The organism is Pedobacter frigoris, assembly GCF_032678645.1.
GTDB lineage: Bacteria > Bacteroidota > Bacteroidia > Sphingobacteriales > Sphingobacteriaceae > Pedobacter > Pedobacter frigoris_A.
In genome coordinates, this window is the sequence record NZ_JAVTSP010000004.1 from 334,917 (window position 1) to 357,494 (window position 22,578).

At 38.4% G+C, this 22,578-nt stretch carries 21 protein-coding genes; 17 read left to right on the top strand and 4 right to left on the bottom strand.

Annotated features, from left to right (window positions below):
- Nucleotides 1-9: 9 nt before the first annotated feature.
- From R2Q78_RS14860 to gldN, 5 genes are all read left to right on the top strand, one after another.
- A complete protein-coding gene (locus R2Q78_RS14860; protein ID WP_316793254.1) occupies nucleotides 10-780 on the top strand; it encodes a uroporphyrinogen-III synthase in 771 nt (256 codons plus the stop codon).
- 115 nt (nucleotides 781-895) lie between these two features.
- On the top strand, nucleotides 896-2,263 hold the full coding sequence (locus R2Q78_RS14865; RefSeq protein ID WP_316793256.1) for an SUMF1/EgtB/PvdO family nonheme iron enzyme: 1,368 nt from the start codon (nucleotides 896-898) through the stop codon (nucleotides 2,261-2,263).
- 50 nt (nucleotides 2,264-2,313) lie between these two features.
- Nucleotides 2,314-3,129, top strand: a complete 816-nt coding sequence (gene gldL, locus R2Q78_RS14870; protein WP_316793258.1) for a gliding motility protein GldL — start codon at nucleotides 2,314-2,316, stop codon at nucleotides 3,127-3,129.
- 48 nt (nucleotides 3,130-3,177) lie between these two features.
- Nucleotides 3,178-4,716: a gliding motility protein GldM gene (gldM, locus tag R2Q78_RS14875; protein WP_316793260.1), complete on the top strand. Its 1,539-nt coding sequence runs from the start codon at nucleotides 3,178-3,180 to the stop codon at nucleotides 4,714-4,716.
- A gap of 7 nt (nucleotides 4,717-4,723) precedes the next feature.
- Nucleotides 4,724-5,614 carry a gliding motility protein GldN gene (gene gldN / locus R2Q78_RS14880; protein ID WP_316793261.1) on the top strand — a complete coding sequence of 297 codons (891 nt, stop codon included), beginning with the start codon at nucleotides 4,724-4,726 and terminating at the stop codon, nucleotides 5,612-5,614.
- A 193-nt stretch (nucleotides 5,615-5,807) separates the two neighbouring features.
- Here the strand turns inward: gldN and uvrC are convergent, their stop codons facing one another.
- From uvrC to R2Q78_RS14895, 3 genes are read right to left on the bottom strand one after another with little or no spacing between them, the layout of a single operon-like run.
- Complete coding sequence (gene uvrC / locus R2Q78_RS14885) at nucleotides 5,808-7,604, bottom strand: excinuclease ABC subunit UvrC (RefSeq protein ID WP_316793264.1); 1,797 nt, start codon at nucleotides 7,602-7,604, stop codon at nucleotides 5,808-5,810.
- Nucleotides 7,605-7,628: 24 nt separating this feature from the next.
- Nucleotides 7,629-9,851: a penicillin-binding protein 1A gene (locus R2Q78_RS14890; protein WP_316793266.1), complete on the bottom strand. Its 2,223-nt coding sequence runs from the start codon at nucleotides 9,849-9,851 to the stop codon at nucleotides 7,629-7,631.
- Nucleotide 9,852: 1 nt separating this feature from the next.
- Nucleotides 9,853-12,525 carry a tetratricopeptide repeat protein gene (locus R2Q78_RS14895; protein ID WP_316793268.1) on the bottom strand — a complete coding sequence of 891 codons (2,673 nt, stop codon included), beginning with the start codon at nucleotides 12,523-12,525 and terminating at the stop codon, nucleotides 9,853-9,855.
- A gap of 173 nt (nucleotides 12,526-12,698) precedes the next feature.
- Here R2Q78_RS14895 and R2Q78_RS14900 point away from each other — a divergent pair, with 173 nt between their 5' ends.
- From R2Q78_RS14900 to R2Q78_RS14945, 10 genes are all read left to right on the top strand, one after another.
- Nucleotides 12,699-12,923 (top strand): AtpZ/AtpI family protein, encoded by a 225-nt coding sequence (locus tag R2Q78_RS14900; RefSeq protein WP_316793271.1) that lies wholly within the window; start codon nucleotides 12,699-12,701, stop codon nucleotides 12,921-12,923.
- Nucleotides 12,924-12,970: 47 nt separating this feature from the next.
- Nucleotides 12,971-13,357 (top strand): hypothetical protein, encoded by a 387-nt coding sequence (locus R2Q78_RS14905; RefSeq protein WP_316793273.1) that lies wholly within the window; start codon nucleotides 12,971-12,973, stop codon nucleotides 13,355-13,357.
- A 47-nt stretch (nucleotides 13,358-13,404) separates the two neighbouring features.
- Nucleotides 13,405-14,502 carry a F0F1 ATP synthase subunit A gene (gene atpB, locus R2Q78_RS14910; protein ID WP_316793274.1) on the top strand — a complete coding sequence of 366 codons (1,098 nt, stop codon included), beginning with the start codon at nucleotides 13,405-13,407 and terminating at the stop codon, nucleotides 14,500-14,502.
- Nucleotides 14,503-14,543: 41 nt separating this feature from the next.
- On the top strand, nucleotides 14,544-14,753 hold the full coding sequence (gene atpE, locus R2Q78_RS14915; protein ID WP_062551197.1) for an ATP synthase F0 subunit C: 210 nt from the start codon (nucleotides 14,544-14,546) through the stop codon (nucleotides 14,751-14,753).
- A 75-nt stretch (nucleotides 14,754-14,828) separates the two neighbouring features.
- Nucleotides 14,829-15,323 carry a F0F1 ATP synthase subunit B gene (locus R2Q78_RS14920; protein ID WP_316793276.1) on the top strand — a complete coding sequence of 165 codons (495 nt, stop codon included), beginning with the start codon at nucleotides 14,829-14,831 and terminating at the stop codon, nucleotides 15,321-15,323.
- 29 nt (nucleotides 15,324-15,352) lie between these two features.
- Nucleotides 15,353-15,901, top strand: coding sequence for an ATP synthase F1 subunit delta (gene atpH, locus R2Q78_RS14925; RefSeq protein WP_316793279.1), 549 nt, complete (start codon nucleotides 15,353-15,355; stop codon nucleotides 15,899-15,901).
- A 62-nt stretch (nucleotides 15,902-15,963) separates the two neighbouring features.
- Entirely contained in the window at nucleotides 15,964-17,538 is a 1,575-nt protein-coding gene (gene atpA / locus R2Q78_RS14930) for a F0F1 ATP synthase subunit alpha (protein WP_316793281.1), read from the top strand.
- Nucleotides 17,539-17,595: 57 nt separating this feature from the next.
- Nucleotides 17,596-18,483, top strand: a complete 888-nt coding sequence (gene atpG, locus R2Q78_RS14935) for an ATP synthase F1 subunit gamma (protein ID WP_316793283.1) — start codon at nucleotides 17,596-17,598, stop codon at nucleotides 18,481-18,483.
- A 75-nt stretch (nucleotides 18,484-18,558) separates the two neighbouring features.
- The gene (locus tag R2Q78_RS14940) at nucleotides 18,559-18,774 is read left to right on the top strand and encodes a hypothetical protein (protein WP_316793285.1); all 216 of its coding nucleotides are present in this window, start codon (nucleotides 18,559-18,561) and stop codon (nucleotides 18,772-18,774) included.
- A 169-nt stretch (nucleotides 18,775-18,943) separates the two neighbouring features.
- A complete protein-coding gene (locus R2Q78_RS14945) occupies nucleotides 18,944-19,801 on the top strand; it encodes a DUF4349 domain-containing protein (RefSeq protein WP_316793287.1) in 858 nt (285 codons plus the stop codon).
- A 45-nt stretch (nucleotides 19,802-19,846) separates the two neighbouring features.
- On the opposite strand, the gene ruvC is transcribed toward R2Q78_RS14945, so the two are convergent.
- Entirely contained in the window at nucleotides 19,847-20,410 is a 564-nt protein-coding gene (ruvC, locus tag R2Q78_RS14950) for a crossover junction endodeoxyribonuclease RuvC (protein ID WP_316793289.1), read from the bottom strand.
- 44 nt (nucleotides 20,411-20,454) lie between these two features.
- Here ruvC and R2Q78_RS14955 point away from each other — a divergent pair, with 44 nt between their 5' ends.
- Both R2Q78_RS14955 and R2Q78_RS14960 read left to right on the top strand, forming a co-directional pair.
- Entirely contained in the window at nucleotides 20,455-21,432 is a 978-nt protein-coding gene (locus R2Q78_RS14955) for a hypothetical protein (protein WP_316793291.1), read from the top strand.
- Nucleotides 21,410-22,546 (top strand): glycosyltransferase family 2 protein, encoded by a 1,137-nt coding sequence (locus R2Q78_RS14960; RefSeq protein WP_316793292.1) that lies wholly within the window; start codon nucleotides 21,410-21,412, stop codon nucleotides 22,544-22,546. Before R2Q78_RS14955 ends, R2Q78_RS14960 begins: the two co-directional genes overlap by 23 nt.
- The last annotated feature ends 32 nt before the right edge of the window (nucleotides 22,547-22,578 follow it).

Below are 22,578 nucleotides of genomic sequence, written 5' to 3' on the forward strand. Positions count from 1 at the left end.
ATTTGTAAAATGCAAGAAAAGACAGAAGATAGGTTGCGTAAGGTAAAAAGTATATTAGTAACATTACCAAAGCCAGAAACAGAAAAATCTCCTTATTTTGATTTGGCAAAAAAATACAATTTGAAAATTGATTTCAGATCATTTATTCATGTTGAGGGAGTTCCGGCCAGAGATTTCAGAAAGGATAAAGTCAACTTAGCCGACTTTACGGCTGTAGTCTTTACCAGTAGAAATGCGGTAGATCATTTTTTCAGAATTTGTGAAGAAATGAGGTATGAAGTCCCTGCGGATTTGAAATATTTCTGTATTTCTGAATCAACTGCCCTGTATCTTCAAAAGTACATCCAGTACAGGAAACGTAAGATATTTTTTGGGAAACAAACTGCTGCTGATTTGGCAGAAGTGCTGAAAAAGCATGCAACTGAAAAGTTCTTGTATCCATGTTCTGATGTCGCTACTGAAGATACGATGAACTTTTTGCAGAAAAACGGGTATGATTTTACTCCGGCGGTGTTGTTTAAAACCGTTGTTTCAGATCTTTCAGACCTGGCAGAGGTTTTTTACGATGTGATTGCATTTTTCAGTCCTTCAAGCATCCAGTCGCTGTTTACAAATTTTCCTGACTTTAAACAGAACAATACACGTATCGCCGCATTTGGTGTAAATACGCATAAAGCTGTTAAAGACGCCGGACTAATTGTAGATATTGCTGCTCCTTCACCAGAGGCGCCGTCTATGATTATGGCTATTGAAAATTATATCAAAAAGTCAAATAAGTAGACTGACCTACAACGATATCTTGTTCATTTTTTATTCAGGGTCATATTTTTGTGACTAATAATTGTTTATATCAATGATAATTGATAAAATTGTTATAAAATTGCTTGACTATAATATGAAGAACATATATCTATTTGGATTTTTTATTGTTACCATCATGCTTTCCAGTTGTGGAAAGGGCGGCCAGGGAGAACTGGTTGGTGTATATAATAAGAAATTCAGAAATAACAGGGTTCCTTTAGGCATGGTTTATATACCTCCCGGACGAACGCTTATTGGTATTTCTGACGAGGACATCAATAACTCTCAAAGCTCTCCAAGCAGAATGACTTCTTTTAGTGCTTTCTTTATGGACCAGACCGAAATTACAAATGCTGAATACAGGCAATTTGTAAACTGGGTGAGGGATTCAGTTGCCATTACGATGCTAGGTCCATCCGGTGCACCTAATTTTTACAAAGCACAGCCTACGGGTGCCCAGGGACAAGCTTCACTTGGGGGAGCCAGAAATATCGACTGGAAAAAGGTTGGTAACGGATCGGCGCTTTGGAGTACGAAGAGTAATGGATTGGGCAATAAGCTGACGGATATGTATTACAGCGGTGCTGATGCCATTCCTGGAAGAAATGAAATCGACGTAAGAAAATTAAAATATGCATACAGTTATGTAAGTACTGATCTTGCTGCTGAGGGAAGAAAAGACCCGGCTAAGAAAAGACAGGATTTTATTGTTACTTATACTGATATGCCTGATCCGATGAATCCTAATCATCATCCGTCTATTTCTGTTTATCCCGATACCATGGTTTGGAAGATAGATTATTCTTATTCTCAGAATGATCCTATGGTAAAAACTTATTTTAACCACCCTTCATATGATGATTATCCGGTGGTTGGTGTAAACTGGGAGCAGGCTTCTGCTTTCTGCGTATGGCGTACCCGTTTTTATGAATCTGTAGCCGTTGCAAGAAAACAGCCGTTAAATGCAAGACCTGAATATCAGTTGCCAAGTGATGCACAATTTGAGTATGCAGCAAGAGGGGGTAATGTCAAAACTAAATATCCCTGGGGAGGCCCTTATGTGCGTAATACCAAAGGATGTATGCAGGCAAACTTTAAGGTTGGACGAGGTAATTACTCTGATGACGGCGGATTGTATACAGTAAATGTAAAGTCTTACTTTCCTAACGATTATGGCTTGTACAATATGGCAGGTAACGTAGCGGAGTGGACGATCACCGCTTACAACCAGTCTTCGGCACCAATGCTTTTGGATTTTAACCCGAACTATACTTATGTTGCTAAAACCGGCGACAGTAAATATTTGAAACGTAAAGTAGTAAGAGGTGGTTCATGGAAAGACATAGGCTTTTTCCTTCAAAACTCAGTAGGCACTTACGAATATCAGGATCAGGGCAGATCTTATATCGGCTTTAGATGTGTATCTGCATATCCGGGAACTGATATCAGCTACAGAAACTAATACTAAAAACAAAAACTAAATTCATAATCAGAATCCTTATTTAAAAGAAGATGGCAGCAAAGAAAAAATTTGATTGGTTACACGTGGCAATTTCCTGGGGTGCCAGTATCGTTATTTTAGGGGCGTTATTTAAAATCCTGCATATTGGTGGTGCTTTTGGTAACCTAGCGATTGGTATAGGCTTGGGTGTAGAAGCTATTTTGTTCTTTTTAACCGGATTCAGACAACCAGAACAGGAGCTTCCTTGGGAACGTGTATATCCGGAATTGAGACCGGATTTTGATGGTGAATTGCCTAAAGCTACTACAAGACCAATAGCTGCTCCTGCTGCTACTGGATTTTCTTCAACAGCAGCATTAGATAAAATGTTGGTTGATGCTAAAATAGGTCCGGAACTGATTGAAAGTTTGGGTACGGGCTTACGTACTTTCGGAGATAAAGTTGCTGCAATTTCCAATGTTGCTGATGCCTCTACTGCGACGACTGAATTCACCGGAAAGGTAAAAACTGCTTCTGCAAGTTTTGACAACCTGAGTGGTGCTTTTGAAAAGGCTACTGCGCAGTTGGTAGAGATGGGTAATAGTAATGTAGGCGCTTCTGCTTACCATGATCAGGTAAATGCACTCGCAAAAAACCTTTCTGCTTTAAATGCGGTTTATGAGTTGGAATTACAGGATTCAAGTGCTCACCTTAAGTCGATGAACAAATTCTACCAGAACTTATCATTAACGATGAACAACTTCAATGAATCTATGGAAGATTCGAAACAGTTTAAGGACGAGGTAGGTAAACTGGCTAAAAACTTAGCTTCTTTAAATGCTATTTATGGTAACATGTTGTCTGCGATGAATCAGCCACGTGTGTAATTAGTAATCAATTAGTTTTATTAATTAACCAAAACAGACCTATTTAAAATGGCCGGAGGAAGAGAGACAACGAGACAGAAGATGATCAATATCATGTATTTGGTATTGTTAGCTATGCTCGCATTGAACGTATCAGATACTATACTGAATGCTTTTAAAAACTTTAATGATAGTTTAGTCAGTTCTAAAACTAACGTAAATACCAGCATTGAGCAGTTATTCTCATCGTTTCAAAACACAAAATTAAAAGACGAACCAGCTAGGGCGCAACCGATCTGGGAAAAAGCAAATAAGGCAAAAGCTTATGCTGATGAGCTGAATAACTATGTTCAGAAATTGAAAGACCAGTTTCATACCGCCGGAAATGGAATAGATGAAGAAACTGGCGACCTTGTAGAAAGAGCCAATATGGATATTGCTCAGGGAATTATGATCAATCAGAAAGAAGGGGTAAAATTGAAGAATAAAATCAATGAGACCCGTGAAAACCTGATTGCGTTGCTGGATGAGAAAGACCGAGCAGGTGTAACTTTCACTTTGGAGGCTAAAGATGCTGCGAAAAGCATCAATGGCAATAAGAAATGGGAAGACATCAATTTCGGAGAGGGAATGCCGCTTACAGCTGCAAATACTACTTTGAGTAAGATCCAGTCTGATGTAAAAAATGCGGAAGCAGAGATTGTAAAGAAATTATTTGGCAACATGGACAAAGCGCTGGTAAATCTTGACCAGTTCAATGCAGTGGCTGTGGCCCCGAGTTCATACGTGATACAAGGGCAGCCATATACAGCTGAGGTATTCTTGACAGCAAGTGATTCAAGATCTAACCCTTCAATTACAGTAAATGGTAGTCCATTGTCTGTAAAAAGCGGTAAAGGTACTTATACGGGCGGAACAGGAAGTGTAGGGGTTTTCAGGTGGAAAGGTTTAATCCGTGTGAAACAAACGGACGGTCAGGTAAAGGAATATTATACACCTGAACAGACTTACCAGGTAGCAAAGCCTTCGGCAACTGTTTCTCCTGATAAAATGAACGTAATTTATGCAGGTCTGGACAATCCATTCTCAGTTTCTGCCGCAGGTTTTCCTTTGGAAAGTGTAAGGGCGACTATGGATGGAGGCTCTATCCGTGGTGGAAATGGAAAATATACTGTAAAGGTAGATGGTTCACAGGTAGGTAAAACATTAAGTATCAATGTTTCTGCTACAAATGCCGGAAAAACCTTAAATTTAGGTTCGCAGCAGTTCAGGGTTAAGGGTTTGCCTACTCCGAGAGCTTATGTGAAAGGCAAGTCAGGCGGAAATGTTTCACTTGAATTTATTGAAAGTGCTGGAGCCATTGACACTCAGCTTGAAGATTTTGTCTTTGATGTGAAATTCAGGGTGATCAGATTTGCAGTTACTTTTATCAATCCTAAATCTGATGCTGTAACTAAACAGAATAATGGCGCTGGATTTAGCGGAGAGGTAAAAGCTGCATTGAATTCATTGAAGCCTAATGCAACGATTATCTTTAAGGACATTGTTTGTGAAGGTCCGGATGGCAGATCCAAGGTATTGGATGGTATTACATTTATAGCTAAATAAGCATATTATGAAAAACATATTAAGCGCTATAGTATTGGTGTTGCTGGGAATGAGTTCCTATGCGCAGAACACGCTTCCACCTGTTAAGGCCGTAGCTGTTGATTCGCTGAAGAAGACCAAAATCAAAACTCCACCTAGAGACGGATTTGTAGTAAGGAAAGAAGTTGATAGCAACATTATGGTTCCTTATGCAGATGTACGCGAAGAGGACGTTTATTATGCGAAAAGAATCTGGCGTGAAATTGATTTAAGAGATACCATCAATTCTGTTTTGAATGCTGCTGATTCTAAGCTGATAGATGTACTTCTTGAGGCGGTTAAGAATGAAGAGCTTACTGTTTATTCAAATAAAGATACTACTGCAGGTAAGATACTGGATGATAATGATTCTTTCAGGATTGCTTTAACTGCGCAACAGGCCTTACAAAGTGCACAAGGGGTAACTGAAGGTGTGATAGATTCTGTTAGTGGTAAGATCGGTGATCCTACTTTAAGGAGACTGAGATCGGATGAATTTGTAAAATACAGGATTAAAGAAGATTGGATCCTGGATACGAAGCGTTCTATTTTTGAACCTAGAATTGTGGGTATAGCGCCTATGAAACAAGTAGAAGGTAACTGGCAGCCTGTATTTTGGGTTTACTATGATGATGCAAGACAATTGCTGAGTACCAAACGTTTGATAAATCCAGGAAATGATGCCTCTACATTGTCTTTTGATGATTTCTTTGTAAGACGACTTTTCTCCAGCTATGTGATTAAGGAAACAAATCCGGGGAATAAGAATATTACAGATATGTTAGGCCTTACAGATCCTAAAGATCCAAGGAAGCTATATGAATCGGAAAGGATTAAAAAATCTATCTCCGATTTTGAGCAGAGTCTTTGGGAATATTAGAAAAGATTTTGTGTTAACTTTTTCGTCATCTCGACGTTAGGAGAGATCTTTAGATATAGTTCAAAGATCTCTCCTAACGTCGAGATGACGTGTTTATAGCCCGGGATGACAACCATATAAAAGGATGACAACTATATAAGAGAATGATAACCATATAAAAGAGGGAATATCCTATGATGATTAACCCTCTTTTTTATTTAGTAAAATATTCAAGCAGCGTCTGAACCTGTTTTTTATTCAATACAGCGGCAAGCTCAGCATCTGTAGCTTCTTTGATTTTCTTAACTGATTTAAAATGAATGAGCAGCTTGTCTGCCGTAGTTTTTCCTATACCCGGTATTTGTGCCAGTTCGGTTTTTAATGTGCCCTGATCTCGTTTCTTGCGATGGAAAGTGATTCCAAATCTGTGTGCTTCATCTCTGAGTTGCTGGATGACCTTGAGCGTCTCCGACTTTTTATCCAGGTATAACGGATAGGAGTCGCCGGGATAATATAATTCCTCCAGTCGCTTAGCAATACCTATTACAGTTACACGCTTCTCTATGCCCAGCTTTTTTAAACTAGTCATGGCCGATGATAGCTGACCCTTGCCGCCGTCAATGATGATGAGTTGAGGCAAAGTGTCTTCCTCTTCTAGCATGCGCTTATATCGTCTGTAAACGGCCTCTTCCATTGTGGCAAAATCATTGGGGCCTTCTACAGTTTTTACATTGAAATGCCGGTAATCCTTTTTGGAGGGTTTGGCATCCTTAAATACGACTATCGCTGAAACGGGATAATCGCCCTGGAAATTGGAGTTATCAAAACACTCGATGTGTTTAGGAAGTTGTGTCAGCCTCAAATCCTTTTGCATTTGTGTAAGGATCCGATCAGTTCTGAGGTCTGGATTTAGTTTTTCGTATTGGTTTAGCTTTTCCTTCTTGAAGAAGAGTACATTCTTTTGAGAGAGTTCAAGCAGTTTTTTCTTTTCACCAAGTTTCGGTACAGTAAATTTAAGGTTAGTATCAAGCAGTACAATCTCAAATGGAACAATGATTTCTTTCGATGTACTGTGGAACTTAGTGCGGAATTCTGTGATGGCTATTGTGAGCAATTCTTCATCAGTCTCATCAAGCCGTTTTTTGATCTCAATGGTTTGGGTCTGGATGATGCTACCATTCATGACTTTAAGGTAGTTTACGAATGCATACCTTTCGTCTGAAGCGATGCTTACGACATCAATATTTGTGATGGCGCTGTTTACGACGGTCGACTTGCTCTGATATTTTTCCAGCACCAATAGTTTTTTCTGGTATTGGTGTGCGTATTCAAAGTTGAGTTCTTCAGAAGCAGTTCTGATGATCTGTTTTACATCCCTGATTACATTACCTATTTTTCCGTTGAGGATGTCTTTTATTTCCTCAATATTGTCCTCATAATTTTGAAGGGTCTGGTAAGCCTGACACGGTCCTTTGCAATTGCCGATCTGGTACTCCAGGCACACTTTAAATTTGCCGTCATCAATATTCTTAGGCGTAAGGGGCAGGTTACAAGTGCGGAGCGGATAAGTTTCCTTGATGAGGTCGAGGATGGTATGCATCATTCCTACAGAGGCATAAGGGCCGAAGTAGGTAGAACCGTCTTTGACCATTTTACGGGTCCAGAATACTCTTGGAAAGGGTTCTTTCTTGATGATGATCCAGGGGTAGGTTTTATCATCCTTAAGCATGATATTGTACCTGGGCTGGTGCTTTTTGATCAGGCTGTTTTCCAGCAGCCAGGCATCAATTTCAGTATCAACAATAGTAAAGGAAATTTTGCGGATCCTGGAAACCAGTACTCGCGTTTTCCCATTCATCTGATTGTCCTTGTTAAAGTAAGAACCAACCCTGTTACGGAGGTCTTTCGCTTTACCTATATAGATGAGTGTACCGTCAATATCCCAAAACTGGTAAACACCAGGTTTATGAGGAATATCGGCTACTGCCTTTTTATGATCAAAAGCACTCATTTGATTCAAAGGATTATAAGCTAATTAAAAACCTAATTTTTCGTCCAGCTCGGTTTTTTGTTCCTGTTGCTGATATTGATTACAATCATAGATGATAGACACTCCGTTTTTAGGAGGTTCGAAATCAGCCTGAGAAATCTTGAGCTTGGGATTTGCGTATACCCGTTTCATAAAACCAGCAAAGATGGGCAGGGCTGTAGTGGCACCATCACCTTGTGCAGTGCTGGTAAAATGGAAGGCACGGTCTTCACAACCTGTCCAGACACCGGCAACGAGTTGAGGGCTGATGCCCATGAACCATCCATCGGAGTTATTTTGAGTAGTACCTGTTTTTCCACCTATGGCAGCTTTTACTCCATATTTTCCGGCTAATCTCCAGCCAGTTCCATTGGTAACAACCCCTCTTAGCATTCTGGTCATGATGTAGGCAACCTCTTCATTCATCACCGGAACAGGTATTGGTTTTTCGGTATGCAGTACTACTCCATTTTTATCTTCTATTCTTAGGATGTAAGTTGGTTTAGTTAGTACTCCTTTATTTGCAAATACACTGTATGCACCAACCATATCATAGACAGAGGCATCGAAAGAACCCAGGGCAATTGATGGATAAGCTGGTACGTCTGATGATATACCCATTTTCTTTGCAAGTGTCGCTACTGCTGTAGGGCCAACCTGCTTCATTAAGTAAGCGGCTATATAGTTTTGTGATAATGCCAGCCCTTTTTGCAGCGTTAGATAACCTGGAACGGTACCTCCCGAACGCGGGGTCCATGGAGCACTGCCTGGTACTTCTATCGTAACGGGCTCATTCAGTACAGTGAAACATGGAGAGTATCCATTTTCAACTGCCACTGCGTAAGTAAATGGCTTTGCGGTTGAGCCCACTTGTCTCGTCCCCATTTTGACCTGGTCGTATTTGAAATGCTCATAGTTGATGCCGCCTACCCAGGCTTTTACATAGCCGGTTTGCGGATCCATAGCCATCATGGCATTTCTCAATAGCATTTTATAATATTTTACAGAATCGATAGGTTTCATCAGTGTATCGATGTTTCCTTTCCAGGTAAAGATGGTCAGCCTTGTCGGTGTATTGAAATCTTCTTTAATCTCTGCTTCCGACTTTCCTTCTATCTGAAGTGCTTTATATCTGTCAGAACGTTTAACACCCTGTTCGATCTGCAATTCTTTACCCTTAAACGGATTACGGCCTTTCCAACTCTTGGCGAAAGAAGCCTGTAGTATCTTCATGTATTCTTTCTGAGCTTCCTCAGCATAGATCTGCATGTCGTAATTGATTGTTGTAATAATTCTCAGTCCGTCCCGGTCCAGATCATAAGGAGTGCCATCCGGTTTAGTGATAGAGCGTTCTTCGAAGATCCTTCTGATGTCGTTTTTCAACACCGCTCTAAAATAGGGTGCAATACCGTCATTGACAGTAGCGGCACTGAATTTTAAACCAAGTGACGTTTCTTTGTCTGTATCGTATTGTTGCTGAGTGAGGAAGTCTTCTTTGACCATTAGGCCCATAATGGTATTTCTGCGAGCCAGTGATCTATCTGGATTACGTGTTGGAGAATACCTGGTTATTCCCTTCAGGATTCCAACAAGTGTTGCTGCCTGAGGTACTGTCAGCTTATCAGGTGTTGTATTGAAGTAGACCCTCGCGGCTGATTTGATACCGTATGCCTGGTTCCCGAAATCTACGGTGTTGAGGTACATTACAATGATCTCCTCTTTGGTGTAGTTTCTTTCGAGTTTAACGGCTATGACCCATTCCTGAAATTTCTGAAGTAAGCGCTTTGCAAAATTCTTTTGTCTGCCTTCTTCAGAAAAAAGGTTGAGGGCAAGCTGCTGAGTAATGGTACTACCGCCTTGCTTTTTGCCAATCAGGGCATATAGAAATATAGTGAATGTGCGTTTGAAATCAATTCCGGAATGCTCCTTGAACCGGATGTCTTCAGTAGCGATTAATGCATTGATTACATTTGGTGATATTTCCTGATAAGTTACATTTGAACGGTTTTGGACAAAGTAGGTGCCCAGAATTCTTCCATCGTCTGTTACAATTTCAGAAGCCTGGTTGCTTTTTGGATGTTCTATGTCTCTGAAAGAAGGCAGTTCTCCAAATAGTCCAAATCCTATTGCAACGATGAAGAGGGCAAATATGACCATTGCCCCGATCAATAATTTCCACAATCTATAATTATACTTTCTAATATCGTCCTGCGAAAGTGATTTATTCATTTTAATAGTTGTTTTTATAAAATTCCATATACCTGCTCAGCAATGACTTACTGTTAATCTTGTCAAAGTTTTCCTTGCTGATAATGAAACCGGTGTAAATGTTAACGGGAACCTTCATGATTTGTTTTAGTTGAGGAGTGATCCCTGCTGCATAGGTTTTAGCATCGTCAAAATTACTAAAGTTCCCTACATAAATGAGCTGATCATTGTCAAATTCTTTAAGCTGATGCCTTAAATTGCTTTCACCGTAATTTCCCCGGTTAAATTGTCCTATACCAAATCGTGAAGAACTTAGTGTTAAAGATGCATCAGCAACGTGGACTACATAATAATAAGCTGTAGATTTTGCATCTGTAAAGAGCCCATCGGTTTTAACAGCCGTTGGGAGAGGTTTTGCCACCTCAGGAGTTTTTGTATCTGTCGGTTTTTTAACTGTTGGTTCAGGTTGTATTGCAGCTTTTGGAGTTTGTTCCTTAGGCAGGGTATTTTGGGTAACCTGATTATTGGAAACTACTTGCTGAGCAGCAAACGGAGGCTCATTAGGGTCAAAGTCGATCAGGGCTATTGTTCTTTTTTTGAAATCCGCAAGGTGCTCATTGATATAAGCGGTATGATCTTTAACCAGCGGTGTGATCAGCTTATCTTCCGGGAACTGTGTGGTAATTGTATTGAAAGCATTTAATAAACTATCTACGTTATTAGTTCTGCCTACAGCAATTGCTTTTAGATAAGCAAATTGAGGTGATAGGTAGTTTGAGGGACTGCTTTTCGTAGTTTCGCTTACCTGCTGGATTACGGTGTTGAAATCTTTCCTCGTGTATAGTTCAAAGATATCATTGTACTGCTTATTTACTACCGTTTCCAGTTCTGACTGCTTGATAGAGAATGATGGGTCAAGTATGATTTTGGCATATGGAGAAGTAGAGAATTCCTTCAGTAATTTTTCTTTATATGTTGCCGATTTATTTGGATCAGCATTCTTATTGATCAGAAATAAGCTATAGTAAGTTGCTGCAAGGTGATTGTTAGCAGGAAATCTGTTGAGTAATGTTTGGTATACCTCCTGAGCTTCTATCGGATCATCCAGTTCCTGGAGATAGAAACTGGCAATTTCATAATAAGCATCAATGATCTTTTGGTTTGACTTATTTAAAAGATCGGCATTAACAGGAAGATTTTCGTTATATTGTTTAGTTAAGGTTTCTTTATCTTTAGTTACGGCTACAATATTTTCTGTATTGACAGGTGTTCCGTTGGTGTTGTTTGCCAGCTCCTGTGTGGTTTCCTGCGCAGAAGTCCTCACGCTTTGTCGCCAATTATTTTCTAGTTTCCTGTTTCCCCATTTTCTCTTAAAATCGGAGTATCCTATGCTGATTGCCGTTGGATTGCTAAAATAAAAAGAATTTTGCGGTTGTAGTTTGTTGTTTGTCCCTGCTCCGTAATTCAGCTGACTATTGAAGTTCGTAATTACGGGATTTGCTGTGGTAATTTCCACTGGATTTACCAGGGCTTGTATTTTGGCTGCTCTTGATGCTTCAGGTAATTTGGCAATCGCCTGGAGTGTATCCTCCAGACTGATAATTTCATATCGGTCTGTTAGGTATTGAAGGTTTTGATTCTTTTTTAAGATCAGATCATATCCGGGGTAGTTTTTTGGTAAAGTATTTACCGTGCTGTCATAATAAGTTTTGGCTTTCAGATAATTTCTGAATTGTTTAAAATTCAAATCGGCAATTCTTAAATAAGACAGACCTTTCTGGTATTGATTAATGGTGTTTTTTTGAATAGACAGCGTATAATTCTTTTCAGCCTGCTGGTAGTCTTCATCTGCAGCATGAGTCTCTGCGATTTGATAGTAGACCTGGTCATTATAGTCAAAGTTTTTATCGTCTTTTAATAATGCGAGCAGTTCTTTTTGCTTGTCAGTTTTTATACCATTTTGTAAGCTCCTGATTTTTATACGGCTGAGGTTAGCATTAAAATACATTTCGAATGAAGCATTACTTTTTACGACTTTGCGGTAGCTGATTAATGCATTTGGATAGTCTTTTTGTTTTTCATAAAGTTGCCCTAATATGTAAGTCCACCTTATTTTGTTCTGTCCCTGATTGCTGGCTTTAATAGCATCCCTTAAGTAAGAGATTGCAGCGGTATCATTATTAAGGTAGATGCACATTTGTGCAAGCGTTGCAAATGGATCTGCAAGATTACTTTGTTTTTTAATGTCAGGAATGATATACTCAAGACTATCTAAAGTTTGATTCGCCTCCTTTAGTCTTCTGAGTTGCATTAAACTTCTTGCTTTCCAGTTCAATGCTTCAAGAAAACTGTTTGTGTTATTTCTATAAGTTTTAGCAGTGTAATCAAAGTATTCAGCGGCGTTAAAATAATTGCCATTGTAAAAGTTTGCTTTTCCCAGAAGGATGTAAGCGTCGTCTATATAGTTACTATAACTTTTATCAAGGATAATTGCCTGAGCTTTTTTGATGATATCTTCCATTGGTTTCAGGTTTAATGAAACATTGGCTTGTGCGATATCTACATCCGGCCCAAGGTAAAGCGGAAGTACCTGATCGTAGTTGTCTACATAAGTTTCTACCAGTTCAGTCTGGTGATTTGCGAGGATAACTTTTGAATTGTATATATAATTATATCGTGCCGAAAGATTTTGCATACTTCTGCTTGTCGCAGTGTCCTTTTGCGAGCCGCAGGAATATATTATGCAGGTGCATAAACTAAATAATATTACCTTTAAATTGTGGGTAGCGTAATTTTTCATTTATACAAAAGTATTTTATTCATCAATAACTTCTTAACAAAACATAGATTATTTAATTGTACGGGGATATGACTGAGCCTAATGAAAAGAAAAAGAATGTAAACAATTTTGCGAAATATTCGTCCATCAGCTTTCAAATGCTGGCTACAATTGGTGTGTTTGCTTTTATTGGTTATAAGATAGATGAGTACAGGGAGAGTGACAAGCCTATTTTTACTGCTTTGATCAGTTTGTTTGGCGTGATTGTGGCTTTGTATCAGGTTGTAAAACAACTAAATAAAAATAGCCAGTGATTATTTTTCACGGAGGTAAATGCATACTTTTGTAAAAAATATAAATTTTGAGTATAGTACGTTTTACCCTTTATTACTTGTTGTTCAGCCTTGTTCTGGCTGTTATTGCTTATTTTCTTCCTTCTGCTTTTCCGGGCGTAGTTGTTTTGGCTAAGAAATTCTGGGTAGTTTTTGGTTTTCTTGCAGGTATTACATTTATCGCATATATAGTAGCTGATTTGGGCATAAAACGTAATCCTGAAGTTGGAATTATGGCGATAATGGGGTCGATTGCATTGAAGATGATTTTTTCAATGGCTTTTGTGCTGATTTACAGCCTAAACAGCAAGGAAAAGGGGATGGTTTTCGTACTGAATTTTTTTTCTTTATATTTATTGTTCTCCTTCTTTGAAATATACTGTTTGTTACGTAACTTGCGCCACCAAAATAAATAGTAAAAATCTGCGACTAAATGGATTGTAGCCACGTTTTTGAGTTTAAAGTGAATAGGTTAATTGTTGTTTTTACGCTTTTTTTAGCGTTTTTTTCTAGTTCGCCTGCTGCTTTTGCTCAGGTAGACACGACACACGTAACTGAGAATGCTCATGCTGAGCCTGAGAAAAAGAAATTTGATATTGGTAAATTTGCCTTGCATCATATTGCTGACTCGCATAGCTGGCATGTAATAGGAGAGACTTACATTGGTCTTCCTGTTGTTTTGTATACAAAAGATGGGTTTGTTACCTTCAATTCAAGTGATTTCAATCACGATGATGAGGGTAAGGTGGTAGTGGAAAGAAAAGGTCAGCGCTTTGTTAAAGTTCATGAGAAAATTCACTATGCTTCTGCAGTTGCAAATGAACACGGGCAGTTTGTTGATTTAGATGAGAAGCATCATGCATTAAATGCACGTCCTCTTGATCTTTCGATGACTAAGAATGTTTGTACATTGATTCTTTCAATTGTCATTATCCTGGTTGTATTTATTAATGTTGCAAATGGATATAAAAAACGCAAAGGGAAATCTCCAAAGGGGTTGCAATCCTGGATGGAGCCAATCATTCTTTTTGTTCGCGATGATATTGCTAAGCCAAATCTTGGTCATAAATATGAGCGTTTTATGCCGTATTTGCTGACTGTATTTTTCTTTATCTGGTTCAATAACATGTTGGGTTTAATTCCATTCCTACCGGGAGGAGCTAACTTAACAGGTAATATTGCTGTAACCATGGTTCTTGCTTTAGCTACATTTTGTTTGACTGTATTTAATGGAAATAAATACTACTGGAAACACATCTTTATGCCTGATGTGCCATGGTGGATGTATATAGTAATGGTTCCTGTTGAGCTAGTAGGTGTTTTTACAAAACCAATAGCGTTAATGATTCGTTTGTTTGCGAACATCACAGCAGGTCACATCCTTGTATTGTCATTAATTTGCTTAGTGTTTGTGTTTGACAGTCTTTATATTGCACCTGTATCTGTTGCCTTTGCGGTATTCATTGGAGCGATTGAGTTGTTAGTTGCATTTATCCAGGCGTTTATATTTACCATTTTGTCCGCCCTGTTTATTGGCATGGCAATAGAAGAACACCATTAATAAGAATTATTTTTTAACAACAATTAATATATAAAATCATGATTACAGGAAGTATTGCTGCAATTGGTGCAGGATTAGCTGCGATTGGCGCTGGTCTAGGTATCGGTAGAATTGGTGGTTCCGCGATGGACGGTATCGCTCGTCAGCCGGAAGCAGCCTCTAAAATCCAAACTGCAATGTTGATCGCTGCAGCATTCGTTGAAGCTGTTGCGCTTTTCGCAGTAGTAGTTGCCCTAATGGGTAATGGCTAAAATTAATTTGTACCAGGTGAATGCCTGGTACATTTTTTTGTTAAAAAGAAAAAGAATATTTTAATACATACTTAGATGGACTTATTATTACCTGAATTTGGCTTGGTTATCCTTCAAACGATAGCGTTTTTATTGCTGATGTTTTTATTGGCTAAATTTGCCTGGAAACCTGTATTGGCTGCCATTAAAGAACGTGAGCAATCAATAGATGAGGCTTTGAACAAAGCTGAACTTGCAAAACAAGAAATGACCCGTTTAACTGCTCAGAATGAGGAGTTGATGAAAGAAGCTCGTGAAGAACGTGACCGTATCCTAAAAGAAGCTAAGACTTTAAAAGATAGTATTGTTCATGAGGCAAAAACTCAGGCTCATACTGAAGGAGCTAAGTTAATTGAGAAAGCTAAAATTGAAATTGAAAACCAAAAGAAAGCTGCTTTAGCTGAATTGAAGAATCAGGTTTCAACTTTATCTCTTGATATTGCTGAGCGTGTATTGCGTACTCAATTAGAAGATAAAGCTAAGCAACAAGACTTAGTAGCGAATCTTTTGAAAGACGTTGAATTAAACTAGTTTTTGTTTAGCCAGATATACCGAAGAAAATGTTAGAAAATAAAGCAGCATCAAGATACGCCAAGTCATTAATTGATCTTTCTACAGAGCAAAATGCTTTAGAGGAGATTAAAAATGATGTGGTTGTTTTAGAGCAGGTGATCGATCATAATCCTGAGTTGGAGGCCATCCTTAGAAATCCGATTGTTCCTTTGGACAAAAAATCAGGGATATTAGAGGGAGTATTTGGAAATAGTGTGCATCAGGTAACGAAAGCTTTCTTAAAGCTATTAGTTAGCAAAGGACGTTCGGAACTTTTGTTTGGTATTGCGAAGTCCTTTATTACTCAATACAATCAAATCAAAGGAATCGTTACAGCAGAGGTAACTTCAGCTACTGAGCTTACTGAAGCTAACAGAACTGAAATTACAGCGATAGTTAAGAAAGAGATCGGTGCAAATGAAGTAGTGATCAGGGAGAAAGTGAATGCTAATCTGATCGGTGGCTTTATTTTAAAAGTTGGAGATAAGCAATTTGATGCGAGTATCTTAAGCGGACTGAATAAACTAAAAAAAGAATTTGCCCAGGGTATTGTTTAATCCGGGCTTAGAATAATAAAAGATAACATAATACTGATTTACAAAAGAAATAATATAAAATTATGGTAGAGGTAAGACCAGACGAAGTATCGGCAATTATCAGGCAACAATTGGCGGGCTTCAAATCAGAAGCAGAACTTGAAGAAGTTGGTACCGTATTGCAGGTGGGCGATGGTATTGCCCGTGTTTATGGTTTAACTAAAGTTCAATCAGGTGAGCTAGTTGAATTCGAAACAGGCTTACAAGGTATTGTTTTGAACCTTGAAGAGGATAATGTTGGTGTGGTACTTTTGGGGCCGTCTGACAAGATCAAAGAAGGTGATACAATTAAACGTACTAAGAAAATCGCCTCTATCAGAGTTGGTGAAGGTATGTTGGGTCGTGTTGTAAACACACTTGGCGAGCCTATCGACGGTAAAGGACCAATTATTGGTGAGACTTACGAAATGCCAATTGAGCGTAAAGCTCCGGGGGTAATCTATCGTCAGCCGGTTACTGAACCTTTGCAAACTGGTATCAAAGCTATCGATGGTATGATTCCAATTGGTCGCGGACAGCGTGAGCTGGTAATCGGTGACCGTCAGATTGGTAAGACTGCGGTTTGTATCGATACGATTATCAACCAAAAAGAATTTTACGAAGCAGGTAACCCTGTATTCTGTATATATGTTGCTTGTGGACAGAAAGCAAGTACTGTAGCAAACATTGTACGTACTTTAGAAGAGAACGGTGCAATGCCATATACAGTAGTTGTTGCCGCTTCAGCTGCTGAACCTGCTCCTTTGCAGTTCTATGCTCCATTCTCTGGTGCAGCAATAGGTGAGTTCTTCCGTGATACTGGAAGACCAGCTTTAATTGTTTATGATGACTTGTCTAAACAAGCTGTAGCTTACCGTGAGGTTTCATTGTTATTACGTCGTCCACCGGGTCGTGAGGCTTATCCTGGAGACGTGTTCTATCTTCACAGTCGTTTGTTAGAGCGTGCTGCAAAGATCAACTCTAATGATGAGATTGCTCAGGCAATGAACGATCTTCCTGAATCATTAAAAGGTATCGTTAAAGGTGGTGGTTCATTAACTGCACTTCCTATTATCGAAACTCAGGCGGGTGACGTTTCTGCATATATTCCAACTAACGTAATTTCAATTACTGACGGACAGATCTTCTTGGAAAGTAACTTGTTCAACTCTGGTATTCGTCCGGCTATTAACGTGGGTATCTCGGTATCACGTGTAGGTGGTAACGCACAGATCAAGTCAATGAAGAAAGTTGCAGGTACCTTGAAATTGGATCAGGCACAATACCGCGAATTGGAGGCTTTCTCTAAATTCGGTTCGGATCTTGATGCGGCTACTAAATCTGTATTGGATAAAGGAGCGCGTAACGTAGAGATCTTGAAACAAGGTCAGTTCTCTCCAATGACTGTTGAGAAACAAGTTGCGATTATCTACATTGGTACTAAAAACTTAATGCGTTCTGTTCCTGTAAATAAAGTAAAGGAATTTGAAGCTGAATATTTACAGCAGCTTGAGTTGCGTCATCCAGAGACTTTACAGGCTTTAAAAGCAGGTAAATTTGATGACAGCATCACAGGAGTATTGGAAACTGTAGCTAAAGAATTATCAGGTAAATATTAATTAGACAAAAGTAATGGGTATCAATCATAATTGATACCCATACTCGATACTAACAAAATGGCAAATTTAAAAGAAGTAAGAATTCGTATAGCATCAGTGCAATCTACTCAGCAGATTACTAAGGCCATGAAAATGGTTTCAGCTGCTAAGTTGAAGCGTGCTACTAATGCAATTGTACAATTACGCCCATATGCTACTAAACTTAAAGAGATCTTAGGAAATCTTTCCGGAAGCCTTGAAGGATCATCTTCGCCTTTTATACAGGAGCGTGAACCTAACAAAGTTTTGATCGTAGTGGTATCTTCTAACCGTGGTTTGGCTGGTGCGTTTAATATGAACGTGATTAAAGCCACCAATAATTTAATTGCCGAAAAGTACAGTGAGCAATATAAAAATGGTAAGGTAAGCATCGTTGCTATTGGTAAAAAATCTCAGGACTTTTATGAAAAGCGTAATTACAAAGTAATTGGTAACAATAATGAAGTATATAGCGCGCTTACTTTCGAAAATGTAACTAAGATTACCGATTCAATTATGGCTGGTTTTGAAAAAGGCGAGTTTGATAAGGTAGAGTTGGTTTACAACAGATTTAAAAATGCTGCTGTTCAAGTTCTTACTACTGAACAATTGCTTCCTTTGCCAAAGGCCGAAACAGATGTTAAAGAAGTTAAATCTTCTGCCAACATTGATTATATTCTGGAGCCATCTCAGGAAGAGATTGTAGAACAATTGATTCCGAAATCTATTAAGATCCAGTTGTACAAAGCTGTATTGGATTCACATGCTTCTGAGCATGGTGCACGTATGACTTCAATGGATAAGGCAACTGAGAATGCGGGTGATTTGTTAAAGGCATTGAAGCTTTCATACAACCAGGCACGTCAGGCGGCAATTACCACAGAGCTTACAGAGATCGTAAGTGGTGCAGCAGCGTTGAACGGATAAAACCACTATTAAAAGTGCAGATTCTGCACTATTTGTTTAAAAAATATTATTTTTGAGCCATATAAAAAGAATACAATGGAACAAACACCAAAACACAATACAGAAAGCATGAAAAGGGCTAACGAAGTATCAATTTATAAATTGATGACGGTAGGAATTTTAGTTAGTATTCTGGGCGTATATCTACGTTTTGCTGCTGATTCCACAATGTTATCTATTGTATCTTGGGTAATTCTTTTGATCGGTTCAATCATCGCTTGTAAAGGCGTATTTAAAATACTCGCTGCTTAATATTTAAAGCAGTTTTCTGAAGAAGGCCTTATTAGTTTGCAAACTAATAAGGCCTTCTTTTTTTGTAACATTACTGTTGTTCTGATTATTTATTTTCACGGAGGGCGATTTCAAGAGGTTACCTAATTGGGTATTTGGTATTAAGGGAAAACCACTAATAATTAATACTATGAAAAAATATTTAATCTATTGTATATTTACAATAGCGGCTTTTGGCTGCAATAGTAGTGAGAAAATTGGTCGTGAAAGCGCAGATTTAACCGAAGCAAATCTTGAAACTGCTGATACGACGTTGACTGAAAAGATTATAAAAACTGCTGATATGCGGTTTAGGGTAAAAGATGTACAACATACCAAAGAGCAACTAAGTTCGGCTATTCGGTCTGAAGGAGGGACCGTGACCGAGTTTTCTATTCGGAGCGATATTCAGAATACAGAAAAAGTGAGGCAATCGACAGATTCTCTTCTCGAACTTACATCTTACAGGACTGAAGGATACATTACTGCAAAAGTTCCTTCTGATAAGTTAGATGAGTTCACCAATAAGATTGCAAAACTAGCTGTTTTTATCGATCAGCAATCTCTTAAACTGGATGATCAGAGTATTGCCTATCTGGCCAATCAATTAAAGAACCAAAATAGAGTTGAAGCAGTCGCACAGTTGAACAAACATGCCAATAAAAAGAGCAACAACGTTGAAACCTCCTTGTCGTTAAAAGATGATTATGTAGATAAGAAGATAGAAAACCTGATTATAGATAGCAAGGTTAAATACAGCAATATCACTTTGAATTTTTATCAGGATAATACGGTTAAACAGATGACTGTAGAGAATGATAATTTATCTGATTTTCGGCCTGGGTTTTTTAAACGATTCTGGTTAAGTATACAGACAGGATGGGTTATATTCACTGAGATTATATTGACACTGACTAATTTATGGGTTTTGTTTGTGCTTGGAATTATTGGCTATTTTATATTTAAATACTATAGAAGGAAGCTACAGCCAGTGGCTATAAAATCTTAATATTATTCAAGACGAGTAATCCGTCATTGGGAGAGCGATGACGGGTTATTTTAAACGCTTTTGGTTGTCCTTTGCAAATGCTTCCCAACCTGAATAGGATTTTCCTTTGCCTGTAGTACTGATTTTCTGAAAAGAATGACAAACGGCTACAGCTAATCCATCTGTAGCATCCAAAAATTCAGGGGTTTCTTTAAAATTCAAAAGCCTCTGTAGCATCGCAGCCACTTGTTCTTTGCTGGTATTCCCATTCCCTGTAATCGATTGTTTAATTTTACGTGGTGCATATTCGGTAATTGGAATATTTCTGGAAAGTGCGGCAGCCATAGCCGTACCCTGGGCTCTACCCAGTTTTAGCATGACCTGTATATTTTTCCCATAAAATGGAGCTTCAAGTGCCATGGTATCTGGCTTGAATTCATCTAAAAGACTTATCGTTTTTTCAAAAATGCGCTGGAGTTTTAAGAAATGATCATCAAGGTGGTCCATTCTCACAATTCCCATAGTAATCAGTTCAATTTTACTCCCTTTCTCTAATATCACACCATAACCCATAATCGAGGTGCCGGGATCTATGCCCATGATTATCCGTTCCTTTTTTTCCACCAACATAAGACAATATTAAGCATATTTGCAGAGAGTAAAAGAAAAAAAAGTTGACATCGTCCTATAAAAAAATTGTTTCTTATCTACTAAAGACAGCCATTGTTTTATTTGCTTTTTGGTTTGTTTACCATAAACTGACTGCAAATGAAAACCTAAAGAATTTTAGAGACTTATTAAAAGGAATATCCAGCTCAGAAATTGCGTTGGTGTTGGGTGTTGTTTGTTCATTAATGCTTGTAAACTGGGGTCTTGAGGCATTAAAGTGGAAGAGACTGGTAACACAGGTAGAAAAAATATCGGTCTGGAAAGCGATAGAATCAGTTTTTTGCGGGTTGACCTGGGCGGTATTTACGCCTAACAGAATTGGTGAGTACGGAGGAAGAGTGTTTTTCCTGTCTCCTAAAAGGAGGGTTATCGGAGTAGTTGCAATGGCCGTTGGGAACATTGGTCAGATGGTACTCACAAATATTTTTGGAGCCGTTGCGATATGTGTATTTATTTATCGGTTTGTTAGCCTTGATTACATACTGTTTTATGCACTTGTTTTTCTGGCACTGGTATTTTGTACGTTTTTTATCGTATTTTATTTTAATATCAGGTGGCTAAACGGAATATTGCTTTCTATACGTTTTACCCGAAAATACAAGAAGTTTTATAGTATTCTTGCCAGATATCATAAGCGTGAGCTATTAAATATTTTGCTTTTTTGTCTGGCAAGATACGTCGTATTTAGTACACAATACTTCATTTTGTTTTATTGGCTTATTCCGGATATTCATTATTTAGATATTTTAATGATGGTAAGTATTTTGTTTTTTGTTCAGTCAACTTTGCCATCCCTTGATCTTTTTGATGTTGGTGTAAGAAGTCTTACAGCATCCTATTTTTTTAGTTTTGTAACCCATCAGGATGTGGCAGTCATTGCATGTACGGCAAGTATATGGCTTATAAATATTATAATTCCTGCTATATTGGGTTCTTATTTTGTTTTTAAACTTAATTTTTTTGGAAGTATACAGCGTAGTTAGTTATTTATCCTCTTTCCTCACCATATTGTATGTGGTAGTTGTCATCGCCTTCATCAGGGGCTGGCATAAATTGAATAATTTCAAACCTTCAGTAATTCAGGGAAGAACTGCAGTTACAATTATTGTTGCTGCGCGAAACGAAGAGGCCATTATCGAGAAGACAATAAAAGACCTGATTGCACAGAATTACAATAAAGATTTGACCGAGATCATCTTCATAGATGACCACTCGACGGACAATACTGCTGAGATTATCGAAAGATATAAGATAAATGGAGTGAAGCTGATCAGACTAAATGAAGATAAGGCACTCAATTCGTATAAAAAGAAGGCGATACAAACAGCAATTGGTCAATCACAAGGTAAGCTTATTGTCACCACTGATGCTGATTGCAGAATGGGGGTAAACTGGTTAAGTACAATAGTGAATTTTTACGAGGAGAAAGGATATAAAATGATCTCTTCGCCGGTCGCATATTTCGAGGAAAAGAGTTTCTTTGAGCGTGCACAGTCGCTGGAATTTTTATACCTTATCGGACTTGGAGCTTCTACTATTGGGAATAATAAACCGTCGACTTGCAATGGAGCAAATTTGGCCTACGAAAAGGAAGCATTTTACGAAGTAGGAGGATTTAAAGGAATTGACGACCTGGCTTCAGGCGACGACGAATTGCTTTTACATAAAATGGCAGCACGTTATGAGCAGCGAATAGGATTTTTGAAGAATACTGATGCTGTGGTTTATACACATGCAAAACCTACACTCAGTGCATTTATCCAACAGCGGAAGCGATGGGCTTCAAAAAGTACCAGGTATAAGAACAAATCGATTATTGTGCTGGGTGTTTGCATCTGGCTATTTAATCTGAGTATACTTTTAAATATTGGAATCGGTCTCTTTATAGGCTTTTATTTGAAACTTGCTTTATTTCAGTTGCTGGCAAAAATTACTGTGGAGTTTTTGTTCCTTTTGGATGTGACCAATTTTGCGAAGAGGAGGAAATTACTGGTGATGCTGCCCGTATTGAACCTATTACATATTTTATACATCGTATACATTGGAATTGCCGGAAATTCGGGTAAATACAATTGGAAGGATAGAATGGTGAAGTAATGGGTGCCAGAGTTATTTTATTTAGATTTGTA

Bases quoted from the DNA above. Each gene is read 5' to 3' on its own strand.
- R2Q78_RS14860 (WP_316793254.1), top strand. From the start codon at position 10: ATGCAAGAAAAGACAGAAGATAGGTTGCGTAAGGTAAAAAGTATATTA.
- R2Q78_RS14865 (WP_316793256.1), top strand. From the start codon at position 896: ATGAAGAACATATATCTATTTGGATTTTTTATTGTTACCATCATGCTT.
- gldL (WP_316793258.1), top strand. From the start codon at position 2,314: ATGGCAGCAAAGAAAAAATTTGATTGGTTACACGTGGCAATTTCCTGG.
- gldM (WP_316793260.1), top strand. From the start codon at position 3,178: ATGGCCGGAGGAAGAGAGACAACGAGACAGAAGATGATCAATATCATG.
- gldN (WP_316793261.1), top strand. From the start codon at position 4,724: ATGAAAAACATATTAAGCGCTATAGTATTGGTGTTGCTGGGAATGAGT.
- uvrC (WP_316793264.1), bottom strand. From the start codon at position 7,604: ATGAGTGCTTTTGATCATAAAAAGGCAGTAGCCGATATTCCTCATAAA.
- R2Q78_RS14890 (WP_316793266.1), bottom strand. From the start codon at position 9,851: ATGAATAAATCACTTTCGCAGGACGATATTAGAAAGTATAATTATAGA.
- R2Q78_RS14895 (WP_316793268.1), bottom strand. From the start codon at position 12,525: ATGCAAAATCTTTCGGCACGATATAATTATATATACAATTCAAAAGTT.
- R2Q78_RS14900 (WP_316793271.1), top strand. From the start codon at position 12,699: ATGACTGAGCCTAATGAAAAGAAAAAGAATGTAAACAATTTTGCGAAA.
- R2Q78_RS14920 (WP_316793276.1), top strand. From the start codon at position 14,829: ATGGACTTATTATTACCTGAATTTGGCTTGGTTATCCTTCAAACGATA.
- atpH (WP_316793279.1), top strand. From the start codon at position 15,353: ATGTTAGAAAATAAAGCAGCATCAAGATACGCCAAGTCATTAATTGAT.
- atpA (WP_316793281.1), top strand. From the start codon at position 15,964: ATGGTAGAGGTAAGACCAGACGAAGTATCGGCAATTATCAGGCAACAA.
- atpG (WP_316793283.1), top strand. From the start codon at position 17,596: ATGGCAAATTTAAAAGAAGTAAGAATTCGTATAGCATCAGTGCAATCT.
- R2Q78_RS14940 (WP_316793285.1), top strand. From the start codon at position 18,559: ATGGAACAAACACCAAAACACAATACAGAAAGCATGAAAAGGGCTAAC.
- R2Q78_RS14945 (WP_316793287.1), top strand. From the start codon at position 18,944: ATGAAAAAATATTTAATCTATTGTATATTTACAATAGCGGCTTTTGGC.
- ruvC (WP_316793289.1), bottom strand. From the start codon at position 20,410: ATGTTGGTGGAAAAAAAGGAACGGATAATCATGGGCATAGATCCCGGC.